Source organism: Flavobacterium sp. LHD-80 (assembly GCF_030929605.1).
Taxonomy (GTDB): domain Bacteria; phylum Bacteroidota; class Bacteroidia; order Flavobacteriales; family Flavobacteriaceae; genus Flavobacterium.
Genome location: NZ_JAVFVS010000001.1, coordinates 439,660 through 452,293, shown reverse-complemented (window position 1 = coordinate 452,293; position 12,634 = coordinate 439,660). Strand labels below are relative to the sequence as shown.

Sequence of the window (12,634 nt, the reverse complement as noted above, 5' to 3'; positions counted from 1 at the left end):
AAATTAAAAAATATACTAGAAATTTTATTTATTTCTTTCGTGAATTTAATTTCTAAATTCCCATATACAATAAATGTACCGATTTAGGAATATTAGATTTTAGATTGCAGTCTTTAGATTTTAGATTTGGATTGATAGTAATATCATTTGGAATTTGGAATTTGGAATTTGAATATTGATTATAATCTTCGTTTCTTTGTAGAAACAGTTTCAAAAAATGATACACGCAAAAAATATACATAAATTCTACGATCAGCTTGAAGTTTTAAAAGGTGTTGATTTACATATTAAAAAAGGAGAAATTGTTTCAATTGTTGGTGCTTCGGGTGCCGGAAAAACAACTTTACTGCATATTCTAGGAACATTAGACAAACCATCAAACGGTACTACAGATACTTCATTAACCATAAACGGCGAAAACATTCTAAAGCTGAATGATAAAGCATTATCTAATTTTAGAAACCTGAATTTGGGGTTTATTTTTCAGTTTCATCAATTACTACCAGAATTTACAGCACTAGAAAATGTTTGCATTCCAGCGTACATTGCTGGTAAAAAAGTTGCAGAAACTGAAGCTGAAGCTAAAAAACTCCTTGAATTTCTCGGATTGTCTCATCGAATAGATCATAAACCAAACGAGCTTTCAGGCGGAGAACAACAGCGCGTTGCTGTTGCGAGAGCTTTAATAAACAAGCCAGATGTTATTTTTGCCGATGAACCTTCAGGAAATTTAGATACCCATTCTGCAGAAAACCTTCATCAATTGTTTTTTCAATTAAGAGATGAATTTGGACAGACATTTGTTATCGTAACCCACAACGAAGAATTGGCAAATATGGCCGATAGAAAACTGGTAATGTCTGACGGACAAATTCTTTCATAATGATTTTAATTTTCATAAGCTGGATCTATATTTTATTTACAACTATTAATTTAGGCTATACTTTAAATAAAATTATCAGTTTAAAAATTAAAAACTTTGTTATTACTGCCGTGCTCGGGTTGTTCTTTACGACAATTTTTGGTAGTATTTGGGCAATTTTTGGTAGAATCAACATCGAGTTTCATCTTTTTTTAGGATTTTTGAATTTCATTCTATTTATAAAATTCAAAACCTCGATTTTTGAGATTTATAAAACTTTTATTACCGAGTTTCGTCAGCTAGACATTGTTTTAAAAACATATTTAATTGTCATTCCATTTTTAATAATAGCACAATGCGCGTCGATACCATTTGTGATTGACAATGAATCGTATTACATACAAACCGTAAAATGGCTGAACGAATATGGTTTTGTAAAAGGGCTTGTAAATTTGCACTTATTTTTAGGGCAAATGAGTGGCTGGCATATTACTCAAAGTGCTTTCAGTTTCTCTTTTCTGTATAAAAATTTCAATGATTTAAGCGGATTCTGCCTTTTGCTAGGCAACATTTTCTCGATTGAAAAACTTAATGAATATTACAAAAACGGCAATAAAAATTATTTGATTATTGGATTGTTTCCGCTGTTTAATATCTTCTTTTTTCAGTTTATAAGCGCACCTTCTCCAGATATTCCAGTTTATGTAATTTCATTTATTGTCTTTTTTTACTTTTTGGAAAATTTCAAAAATATAACTTCTCAGGCATTCAGCTTAATTGTAATTCTGGTTTTGTTTTTACTGTACATCAAAAACACTACGCTGACTTTTGCGTTAATTCCTGTAATTTTATTTTTGCTTCATTATAAGTTACTTTCAAATAAACTTGTACGGCCCGCTTTAATTGCCATTGTGGTCTTTTCCATTTTTGTCATGAAAAACATGATCATCTGCGGATCCCCAATTTATCCATCAAAACTTTTTAAATCCGTTACGATGGATTACGCGATTCCACCATCGATCCAAGGCTTTTATTATGATCAAATTAAATACTTTGGTTTTTTTATTACTGGAGAAGAGTACAATGCAATGTCGGTTACTGATTTGTTTTTTACTTGGCTATCAATGCCAAAATTAAATGGTTTGTTTAATAAAATAGCAGTTCTTTTGATTATTATAGTTCCATTTTTTATTTACAAATTCCAAAAAAAAAGAGCGCTTTGGGCACTTTATTTTGTAATGATACTGCAACTTTTTCTGTTTTTTATAACGTCGCCACAATATCGATTTTTCATGAATTTTATTTTATTCTTTTCGATATTCTGTTTTGTCTCAATTATTCAAAACAAAAAAACAATCTATACAACATTACTATTATCATTGCTTCCCACAATGATAGTTTTACTTGTTCCAATAAATCTAAATCGATTTTCAAATCATAAATTTATGTTGGAAATCAGTAATTTTTCAACCGAAAATATTATTCATCCTTATCAAAACTCAAAAAGCAATTCAGCTTTCAGAATAATTCAGTCAGGAAACTTAAAATATAATTCTCCTGTAAAAAATGATTTTTTCTGGGCAAATGGAGACGGAGAACTTCCTTGTGTAGACAAAGTGCAGATTGATTATTTTATAAAATATTTTCACATCGTGCCACAGATGCGCACCAATGATTTAAAAGACGGATTTTACGCCAAAAAACTTTCAAAAAATGAATAAAGCTGAACTTAAGGAATTTCTAGACGAAAAAGTCATTCAATACAACAATCAAGATTTTATTGAAAGCGATCCTGTGCAGATTCCGCATTTATTTTCTCAAAAAGAAGATATTGAAATTGCAGGTTTTTTAAGCGCTTCAATTGCTTGGGGAAACCGTAAAATGATCATCAAGAATTCTCATAAAATGATGGAATTAATGGGCAATACGCCTTATGATTTTGTCATGTCACATTCTGATGAAAATCTAGCAGATTTAGAAACCTTTGTTCACCGCACTTTCAACGGAAAAGATTTTGGTGGATTTATAAAGGGTCTACAACATATTTATAAAAATCACGATGGACTTGAAGCTGTTTTTGCCAAAAATCAAGAAGAAAATAGTCTGCAGAAAAGCATACATGAATTCAAAAAGATATTTTTTGAAATTGATCATTTGCCAAGAACTCAAAAACACATTTCTGATCCATTGAACAATTCGGCTGCAAAACGCATCAACATGTATTTGCGATGGATGGTTCGACAAGACACAAAAGGAGTTGATTTAGGAATTTGGAAAACTATTTCTCCGGCTTCTTTATCTTGTCCGCTAGATGTACATTCTGGAAATGTAGCTAGAAAACTAGGTTTGCTTACACGAAAACAAAACGACGGAAAAGCATTAGCCGAATTGGACACCAAACTCAGAGAGATGGATTCACAAGATCCTGTAAAATATGACTTTGCACTTTTTGGGCTTGGAGTTTTTGAAGGATTTTAACTACAAAATTTAATGATATTATTTTGATATTGCATTTTTTTTTCGTAATATTACAAGTGTAAAAGCCTTGTATTATGGAACATCTTATAGGTTATATCAAATATTTTGTACTTCCATTCTTTATAGTTTTAACGCTTTCTTTAGCTGCTCTTTTAATTCTGAAAAGGGTTTTCTACCAATACAGCCTTCCTTATAAACACATGATTATTCGAAAGTCAGAAATATTTCTGACTGAAATCACCTTATCAAAACCTGACAAGAATACTTTAAAGTATAGAATTGCGAAATTCAAATCAGAAATTCCAATCCATAAAACTTGGTGCAAAAACATGCTTATTGAGGATTTGATCCGAATGAAAAGCAACTTAAAAGGTCCGGCCGCAAAAAACATTCTTCTTATATACAAACGTTTAGGTTTAAACAATTATTCAGCAAGCTTAATTAGAGATTTCAGAAAATATAAAAAATACGAAGGAATACATCATTTTCAATTATTAGGCTACATTCCAGGAATTTCCCTTATAAAAAAATATTTATTTAGTTCTAATAAAATTATTCGGTCCAATGCTAATATTGCCTATTTAGCATTGTCAAAAGGCGATTGGCAGGCTGTCGAAAAATTGCCTCTTAAAGTAACGATTATTACCACGATAAAAGTTATGGATGTACTTCACTCAGAAAAAATTCCTATGCCTCAAGAAGTGGATCAATGGATATATTCTAAAAAAAAGGCAGTCTTAAAACTAGCCATAATGGTAATGGTATTTTACAATTACAGAAACAAATCGGCTGAAATTATCAATTTATTGCATCATAAACATCTTGGTCTAAAAACCGATGTTATCATAGCAATCAGAGACCTTTATTTGTATGAAGCCGAAGATGTAATTTTATCTTTATATCCAGCGGAAAAACTTGAAATTCAATTTCAAATGCTAAAAACGCTCTCTATTATCGGCTCACAGAAAACATTAGATTTTTTAGAAATCGAAATTGAAAAACAAGAGTTAAAAGATCTTAAACTTAAAATGGTTTATTGTTACAATTGCATCGATCCCAAAAGTCTGGAAATATTAGGAAATAGAGATGCTGACACTCAAAAAATGATTAATCACATTAGACAAGTACAAATATGATTCACGATTTTCTGACTCATCTGATACGCGGTTATGATATTTTTGTAGCCTTTTTTTCTATTGGGTATATCTTATTTTATGTGTTTTTATCCATATTATCCTATTGGGCAATTATAAAGCACTTAAAATATCAAAAATATCTTGAAGAAGAAGTTTTGTTGCGTTCTAATCATATTCTAGGTGTTTCAGTAGTCGCTCCGGCCTTTAACGAAGGCTTAAATATTGTTTACAATGTAAAATCATTATTGTCTTTAACCTATCCAAAATTTGAAATCATAATTGTAAACGACGGAAGCTCCGATGACACTTTGCAAAAACTGATAACCGAATTTGATTTGGTTAAAATTGACTTTTATTATCAGGAAAAAATTGTGACACAGCCTGTAAGAGGGCATTATAAATCAAAAAATCCTGTTTATTCTAAACTTCTTGTTGTAGATAAAGTAAACGGGAAAAGCAAAGCAGACGCATCAAATGCAGGTATTAATTCATCACAATATCCATTATTTTTATGCACAGATGTTGATTGTATTTTAAAACAAGATACAATTCTAAAACTGGCAAAACCTTTTATGGAAAGTCAGACTCGTGTAATTGCTACAGGTGCCGGCATCAGAATTTCAAATTCATGCGATGTAAAAGAAGGCTTTTTATTTAGAGTTCATTACCCAAAAGAATGGTATCCGATGTTTCAGGAACTGGAATATGTTCGCTCTTTTTTATTTGGACGAATGGCCTGGAGCCAGATAAACGGCTTATTACTGGTTTCTGGCGGACTCGGAATGTTTGATAAAGATATTGTAATCAAAGCAGGCGGTTATTGGCATAAATCTCTCGGTGAAGATATGGAGCTCGTAACGCGCATGCGCAAATATATGCACGACACAAAGCAGCAATTTTTGATTAAATACATTCCAGAATCACTCTGCTGGACAGAAGTTCCTAGTACCAGAGAAGTTTTTTTGAGACAGAGAATCCGCTGGGCACGAGGATTGGTACAAACGCTTTATTTGCATAGAAATATGTTTTTAAATCCAAAATATGGACGAACGGCATTTCTTGTTTTGCCTTTCTTTTTCAGTTTTGAATTTTTAGTGCCAATAATAGAATTCATTGGAGTTATTACTTTGATTTCCAGTCTAATTTTTGGTATAATCGATTATCAATATTTATTGATTATAAGCGCTTTAGTATATCTTTTTTATTTATCCATTACTATTATTTCAATTTTAATAGATGAAATACTGTACCGAAGTTATGCAAATTACAAGGAATTAATAATCCTTGTTGCAATGGTCACCATCGAGCCTTTTGTTTATCACCCTATAAACGTTTATGCATCGTTAAAAGGATATTGGTACTTTTTTACAAACAAAGAGCAAAAATGGGGCGTCATGGTTCGTAAAGGTTTTGAAAAATCACCTGTAAAATAATTTAATGATGAAGAGCATTAAAACGATACATATTATTCAATTATTCCTCTGCTTGTTTTTGTTTTTTAGCCAAAATTTAAAAGCACAGAAAATCGATACAGATAGTCTGCTGACTGTTATCATCAAAGATATGAAAAACAGTCATCCTGATTATAAACGTAACATTCAGCGTGCTTCACTTGGTAAAAAACTAGCTCCAGATTACTTGGATTTTCATTTGGTTTTAGGGCGAAATTATGATTTTGTAAACGAAAAAGACAGCGCCAGATTTTATTATAATTATATTATTCAAAGAAGCAATAAATATCAGGAAGCTTTTTTGTACCTCATTAATTTAGATTTGGAAGAAAAAAACTATGTTGAAGGTGTGAAAATAGCGAATCGTGCAATCGAAATATATCCTGATGATAAAACATTTCGCTTAAAACGAATTGCTTTTTATTCCTTACAGAATGACACCAAAAACGAAGCTAAATATTTAAAATCGATTAAAGCCAAATTTCCAAACGATCCTGAAATTCAGCAACAGCTCTATGAATTATATTCGACTGTAAATATGGATCGCGTTGGTGTGTATTATAACTACACGACTATTAGTCGTGACGAAGCGGGCCCATGGAATTTGGCGAGTGCCGATTATTTGAGACAGCGTGTATGGGGAAGCTTAATTGGCCGAGTAAGTTATGCTAAAAGGTATTCATCTAACCAAGTAATGGCGAGCGGACTTCAATTTGAAATTGAATCCTATCTTTATGCGAAAAAAAATAATTATTCCTACTTAGATGTTGCGTACAGCAAAGACGACGCATTTCCTGAATGGAGATTAGGATATTCTTATTATCATAATTTCGATAAGGGTTGGGAAGCTGATTTAGGTTTCCGATATATTAAAGCGCAGGACAATAATGATATTAAATCTCTTAATGTAGGTCTTGGCAAGTATTTTGGCTCTTATTGGCTAAATCTTAGGTCTTTTATTCAGAGTGAAGGACCATCTTTTACTTTTACCTCAAGATATTATTATAAAACAAAATTTGATTACGTAACTTTGATTGCCGGTTACGGAACTTCCCCAGATGACAGAACACGCGCTGCTGAATATGAAGCAGGAATGACTTTAAAATCTTTCAGAATCAGTGCGGGTTTTAACAAACTTATAAAAAGTCATTATATAGCTGGAATTTTAATCACTACAAACGAGCAGGAATACTCGCCAAATAAATACCAAACTGAGCTTGATTTTGCCTTTTTATTGCAATATAAATTTTAGAAATCATGAAAAAAAAGCATCAGATATATTTACAGCTCCTCTTTTTCTTCCTATTCAATTTTAATATGATGTCACAATCTGAAATTATTATAACTAATAAAAATAGCATTCTCTCAAAATCAGATGATGCTCGTGACGCTGCTGTGGTATTAAAAAGATATATCGATAAAGCTTTTGCTAAAGAATTTGATAATATTTCAGGTGAAAAAAAAGATGGTGATCAATCAGAAATAATTTTAGAAATTTCAGATCAGGAAAAACTAAAACCAAATGATTTTATCATTAAAAGTGATTCAAAATCTATTTATCTGATTGCTGAAAACGCACGAGCAATGCGTTATGCTGTGTATACATTGCTGGAAGTTTGGGAATTCAGGAAATTTTCTGCTATTGAAACCTATATTCCAAAAGTCGATCAATTTACGTTTGCTAAAAACACACTAAAACGCTATCAGCCTTCATTTGATTACAGAGCACTTTTCTTTCCTGATTGTTATGACGAAGCTTTTAGAGACTGGCATAAACTTGACTGGCACTTAAATGATTTTGGAATTTGGGGACATTCTTTTAATGTTCTTGTGTCGCCAAATGAATATTTTAAAAGCAATCCAAAACTTTTTGCCTTGTACCAAGGAAAAAGAAACGGAGAATCTTTATGCATGACCAATGATACTGTCGTTAGTTTAATTGAGAAGAAAATGACAAAAATTATTGAAGAAAAACCAAATGCACAATTCTATTCCGTTAGCCAAAATGATGACGTAGTATACTGCGAATGCGCAGAATGCCGAAAAATGAATGAAAAATATGGCGGACCCCAAGGATCTTTATATTATTTTTTAAATAAAATTGCTTCTCATTTTCCTAGTACAAAAATTACGACACTCGCCTATTTGCACACTTTTAAACCGCCTGTAAATTTAAAAATCGCGCCAAATATCTACACTATTTTCTGTCCGATTGAATTAAATCGGGGAAAAACAATTACAGCTCAAAATGAACCTACTTTTATAAAAACATTGGAAAACTGGAGTAGCATTTCTCCCCATTTATTTTTATGGGATTATACAGTTCAATTTTCAAATTATATGTCGCCGTTTCCAAATTTTGAGCCTTTTCAGAGTAATTACAAACTCTTTAAAAAGAATAAAGTAAAAGGTTTATTTGTTCAGGGATATGCCGATGTTCCGGGAGATTTTTCAGAATTAAGACAATATCTTCTGGCAAAATTATTATGGGATACTGATATTAATATACAAGCTACAACAGCCGACTTTTTAAGAGGTTTTTATGGAAAAGCAGCGCCGTTTGTTGGCAATTATTTAAAAGTTTTAACCGAAAATCAAACCAAAAGCAATGCTTATTTAGATATTTATTCGGGTCCGGTTCAAGCCCGAAATTCTTTCTTGACGCCGGCAAATATGGATCAATATGATCAATTGTTGGATAAAGCAGCCGATGCAGTTGCCGATGATGCTGTTTTAAAAACCAGAGTTCAAAAACTAAGACTAGCCTTAGAATTTGCCTATTTTGAACAGTCCAAATTTTATGGCAAAAACCAACACGGAATGTTTGTCGTAAATGATAAAGGAGAAAAAGAAGTAAAAAACGGTTTGACTGAAAGAGTTTTACAATTTACTAAATCCTGCAATGATTTGGGAATTTATGAATTAAGCGAAGATGGCCTTTCACCCGATAATTATTATAAAGAATGGCTTGAAATTTGTAAAAACAAAACAACGCATTTGGGTGAAGATTTAAAAATCAATTATCTAACACCACCATCAGAAGATTTTAAGGGTAAAGGAAGTTATGGCTTAGTGGATGGAAACCGAGGCTATAAAGACTTTAATATCAACTGGATTGGATGGTACGGAACAAGTCCATCTTTTGAAATTGAAACAAATAGATTGAATTTTAATATCCTAAAATTGAATTTTTTAAACGATCAGCGTCATTGGATTTTTACTCCAAAAAAGATCAAAGTTTATGGTTTTGCAAATCAGAAATGGAAACTTATAGAGGAGAAAATTTGTGATAATTTAACAGAAGAATTTGAAATTTCAACGAAATCTTGGGAATCTGAAAATCAAAGCTTTAATAGTTTTGTGAAGATTAAAGTGCTTGTTGAAAATCAAACAATATTGCCAACTTGGAGGGAAAGAAAAAATAAAAAGCCAATGGTTATGATTGATGAAATCGAACTTTATAAAAAATAAAAGCCAAAATGAACAGCAGTGACAAAAAAATTATGATTATTGATAGTGACGACATGACTATCGAAATTCTAAAATTTATTTTAAATCGGGAAGGTTATCAAATTAGTGTTGCTAAAGACGGAATCAGCGCGCTTGAACGAATTGAAACTATTGCACCTGATTTAGTGATTACTACGATTATTATTCCGTTAAAATCAGGATTGGAAATTATCAATCACATTAAAAAAAATTACGCGCACATACGTGTAGTGGCGCTTTCGTCCCTTGGAGAAGAAGAAGACACTGTAGAAGAAGCTTTTAGATTGGGCGTTGATGATTTTATTGCAAAACCTTTTAATCCAAATGAACTTTTATTGCGAATAAAACGATTTTTGCAGTAATTCAAACTCTATTTTTAAGAAATATGAATCGCTTAAGTTTTTGTAATTTCTAAGAAATACCAATTTTTCAGCTATTTATAGCTATATTTGCACAAAATTTAATGCAAATGAGCACTTTCGAAAAATTCAATCTTCCAAAATCATTACAAAAAGCTGTTGACGAATTAGGCTTTGTTACGCCTACTCCTATTCAGGAAAAATCTTTCTCTGTAATCATGTCTGGTCGTGATATGATGGGAATTGCGCAAACCGGAACCGGTAAAACATTTGCTTATTTACTGCCTCTTTTAAAACTTTACAAATTCACAAATACCAATACACCAAAAATTGTTGTTTTGGTACCAACTCGTGAATTAGTAGTTCAAGTTGTTGAAGAAGTTGAAAAACTGACTAAATACATGTCGGTTAAAACTTTAGGTATTTATGGAGGTGTAAACATTAATACGCAGAAAAAAGCCGTTTACGAAGGAGTTGATATTTTAGTTGGAACCCCTGGACGTACAATGGATTTGGCTCTGGACGCTGTTGTTCGTTTTGACGAAACTCAAAAACTAGTTATCGACGAATTTGACGAAATGCTGAATTTAGGTTTCAGACCACAGCTGACTTCACTTTTGGCTATGATGAAAACAAAACGTCAAAATATTTTGTTCTCAGCAACTATGACTGACGAAGTTGATGATATCTTGAACGATTATTTTGATTTTCCAGAAGAAGTTACACTTGCAGCATCTGGAACACCTCTTGAAAAAATTACTCAAATTACATACAATGTTCCAAATTTCAATACAAAAGTAAATTTGCTGAAACATTTATTGGAAACAAACGAAAGCATGCATCGTGTTTTGGTTTTCGTAAACAATAAAAAGATTTCTGATATGCTTCATACACGTATTGAAGAGCATTTTGAGGGACAATTTGGTGTAATTCACTCTAATAAATCTCAAAATTATCGTTTGAGTACAATGGCTGAGTTTCAGGAAGGAAATCTTCGAGGTTTGATTACAACAGACATTATGGCGAGAGGTTTGGATATTTCTGATATCACGCACGTAATAAACTTTGAACTTCCAGAAGAACCTGAATTATACATGCACAGAATTGGTCGTACAGGTCGTGCTGATGCAACTGGAACTGCAATTAGTTTTGTAACACCAAGAGAAGAGGAATTCAAAATCGAAACGGAGCTTTTAATGAATCAGGAACTTGAAATCTCTGATTTTCCTGAAGAAGTCGAAATTTCAACTAAATTAATTGAACCTGAAAAAGACAGACAGCCAATTAAGTTTTTAATGAAAAAAGTAAAACTTGAAGGTGAAGGCGCTTTTCATGAAAAATCGAAAAAGAACAAGAAAGTCAACTTAGGTGGACCTTCTAAAACTAAAAAGAAAACACACGGTTCTGTCAATCGAAATATGCTTAAAACGAGAGATAAGAAGAGAAAAGATAAGGATAAATAGTTTTTTTTGTAAAGGGACAAAGGTTCAGAGTAACAAAGAGACAAAGGTTTGAACTAAAAAAGGCACAAAAGAAAAATTTAGATTTTTCTTTTGTGCCTTTTTTATGCTTTGTCCCTTTGTTACTCTGAACCTATTAGAAAATTAAATCTTCGTAAAAACTAAACCAACCGGAGAACATAGTTCAATTCGTTTTCCAGTATCTGTAAGCTTTCCGGTCGTTTTGTCTCTTTTGAAAATGATAATATCGTTTGTATATTGATGTCCAATTAAAAGAAAATTTCCAGATGGATCAATAGCGAAATCTCTTGGTCCTTTTCCTAATGTACTTTGCTGTTCGACCAATTCTAAACTTCCATTTTTCAGAATTTTATAAACCGAAATTGCATTTGCGTCTACACGGTCAGTTAAATATAAAAATTGTCCGTCAGGTGAAATTTTTATTGCCGCAGCACCAGTTCCACCTGTAAATCCTTTTGGAAGAATGCTTGTTTCTGCAACTATTTTCAGATTTCCAGTTTTATCATAACTTAAAGTTGTTAACGTGCCATCCAATTCCTGAACTAAATAAACAAATTTTCCATCTTTACCAAAAGTCAAATGCCTTGGTCCGCTTCCTGCTTTTACATCAACAGAACCTTTTAAAGTTAAAATTTCATTTTTAGCATCAGGATTATATTTGTAGATAAATACTTTATCCAATCCTAAATCATTAGACAAAACAAACTTTTTGTCTGGTGAAAAAACAACTTGATGTACATGCGCTTTTTCCTGACGTGCCACATTTGGACCTTTTCCTTCATGCTGAATCAACTGTTGTACTGTTGTAATGCTTCCATCAACATTTTTCTTAAAAACAACAATGCTTCCTCCAGAATAATTTGCAACAATTACATTTTTATCATCATTAATCAAGTGACAAGGATCTGCACCTAAAGCATCATTTGTGTTCAAAAATTTAAGCTTTCCTGAAACCGCATCAAATCCAAACGCGCTAACTGCACTTTGAGTTCCGTTTTCATTTACAGCATACACAAATTTATTATTCGCCGAAACTGATAAATAACTTGGGCTAATTACATTTTCTGAAGAGTTTTTCAATTTAAATTCTCCAGAATTGGCATTAAATTCATACACGTAAATTCCGTTGCTTTGGCACTTATTCGTATAAGTCCCAACTAATAAGTTGAATTTATTTTGAGCATTTGTCGCTGTCACAGCAAAAGCCGAAAATAAGATCACATATAATTTTTTCATATTCTATTATTTTTTGAATACGCTAAAATACGCAATAATATCTTTTTCATCATTACAAATAAAACCATAAAAGTTACATTTTTAAAAAGGATTTCCACTATATAAGTTATGTAAGTTCATTTTAGGATACTTAAACATTTTA

10 protein-coding genes are annotated in these 12,634 nt (G+C 31.9%); 9 read left to right on the top strand and 1 reads right to left on the bottom strand.

Annotated elements, in window-relative coordinates; translation table 11 throughout:
• Nucleotides 1-217: 217 nt before the first annotated feature.
• The 9 genes from RB619_RS01905 to RB619_RS01865 all read left to right on the top strand — a co-directional run bounded on the left by RB619_RS01905 (nt 218) and on the right by RB619_RS01865 (nt 11,238).
• A complete protein-coding gene (locus RB619_RS01905; RefSeq protein ID WP_308093452.1) occupies nt 218-883 on the top strand; it encodes an ABC transporter ATP-binding protein in 666 nt (221 codons plus the stop codon).
• Nucleotides 883-2,583 carry a hypothetical protein gene (locus RB619_RS01900; protein ID WP_308093450.1) on the top strand — a complete coding sequence of 567 codons (1,701 nt, stop codon included), beginning with the start codon at nt 883-885 and terminating at the stop codon, nt 2,581-2,583. Before RB619_RS01905 ends, RB619_RS01900 begins: the two co-directional genes overlap by 1 nt.
• Nucleotides 2,576-3,340 (top strand): TIGR02757 family protein, encoded by a 765-nt coding sequence (locus tag RB619_RS01895; RefSeq protein ID WP_308093448.1) that lies wholly within the window; start codon nt 2,576-2,578, stop codon nt 3,338-3,340. The genes RB619_RS01900 and RB619_RS01895 overlap by 8 nt, the downstream gene beginning before the upstream one ends.
• 74 nt (nt 3,341-3,414) lie before the next feature.
• Nucleotides 3,415-4,476, top strand: a complete 1,062-nt coding sequence (locus RB619_RS01890; RefSeq protein WP_308093445.1) for a hypothetical protein — start codon at nt 3,415-3,417, stop codon at nt 4,474-4,476.
• Nucleotides 4,473-5,909, top strand: a complete 1,437-nt coding sequence (locus RB619_RS01885; protein ID WP_308093443.1) for a glycosyltransferase — start codon at nt 4,473-4,475, stop codon at nt 5,907-5,909. Before RB619_RS01890 ends, RB619_RS01885 begins: the two co-directional genes overlap by 4 nt.
• Nucleotides 5,910-5,913: 4 nt before the next feature.
• The gene (locus RB619_RS01880) at nt 5,914-7,179 is read left to right on the top strand and encodes a YaiO family outer membrane beta-barrel protein (protein ID WP_308093440.1); all 1,266 of its coding nucleotides are present in this window, start codon (nt 5,914-5,916) and stop codon (nt 7,177-7,179) included.
• Nucleotides 7,180-7,184: 5 nt separating this feature from the next.
• On the top strand, nt 7,185-9,398 hold the full coding sequence (locus RB619_RS01875; protein WP_308093438.1) for a DUF4838 domain-containing protein: 2,214 nt from the start codon (nt 7,185-7,187) through the stop codon (nt 9,396-9,398).
• Nucleotides 9,399-9,406: 8 nt separating this feature from the next.
• A complete protein-coding gene (locus RB619_RS01870) occupies nt 9,407-9,778 on the top strand; it encodes a response regulator (RefSeq protein WP_308093435.1) in 372 nt (123 codons plus the stop codon).
• A gap of 107 nt (nt 9,779-9,885) precedes the next feature.
• Entirely contained in the window at nt 9,886-11,238 is a 1,353-nt protein-coding gene (locus RB619_RS01865) for a DEAD/DEAH box helicase (protein ID WP_308093432.1), read from the top strand.
• Nucleotides 11,239-11,379: 141 nt separating this feature from the next.
• Here the strand turns inward: RB619_RS01865 and RB619_RS01860 are convergent, their stop codons facing one another.
• Entirely contained in the window at nt 11,380-12,492 is a 1,113-nt protein-coding gene (locus RB619_RS01860) for a lactonase family protein (RefSeq protein ID WP_308093428.1), read from the bottom strand.
• Nucleotides 12,493-12,634 lie beyond the last annotated feature (142 nt).

Coding starts and splice junctions, on each gene's coding strand:
- RB619_RS01905 (WP_308093452.1), top strand. CDS start 218: ATGATACACGCAAAAAATATACATAAATTCTACGATCAGCTTGAAGTT.
- RB619_RS01900 (WP_308093450.1), top strand. CDS start 883: ATGATTTTAATTTTCATAAGCTGGATCTATATTTTATTTACAACTATT.
- RB619_RS01895 (WP_308093448.1), top strand. CDS start 2,576: ATGAATAAAGCTGAACTTAAGGAATTTCTAGACGAAAAAGTCATTCAA.
- RB619_RS01890 (WP_308093445.1), top strand. CDS start 3,415: ATGGAACATCTTATAGGTTATATCAAATATTTTGTACTTCCATTCTTT.
- RB619_RS01885 (WP_308093443.1), top strand. CDS start 4,473: ATGATTCACGATTTTCTGACTCATCTGATACGCGGTTATGATATTTTT.
- RB619_RS01880 (WP_308093440.1), top strand. CDS start 5,914: ATGATGAAGAGCATTAAAACGATACATATTATTCAATTATTCCTCTGC.
- RB619_RS01875 (WP_308093438.1), top strand. CDS start 7,185: ATGAAAAAAAAGCATCAGATATATTTACAGCTCCTCTTTTTCTTCCTA.
- RB619_RS01870 (WP_308093435.1), top strand. CDS start 9,407: ATGAACAGCAGTGACAAAAAAATTATGATTATTGATAGTGACGACATG.
- RB619_RS01865 (WP_308093432.1), top strand. CDS start 9,886: ATGAGCACTTTCGAAAAATTCAATCTTCCAAAATCATTACAAAAAGCT.
- RB619_RS01860 (WP_308093428.1), bottom strand. CDS start 12,492: ATGAAAAAATTATATGTGATCTTATTTTCGGCTTTTGCTGTGACAGCG.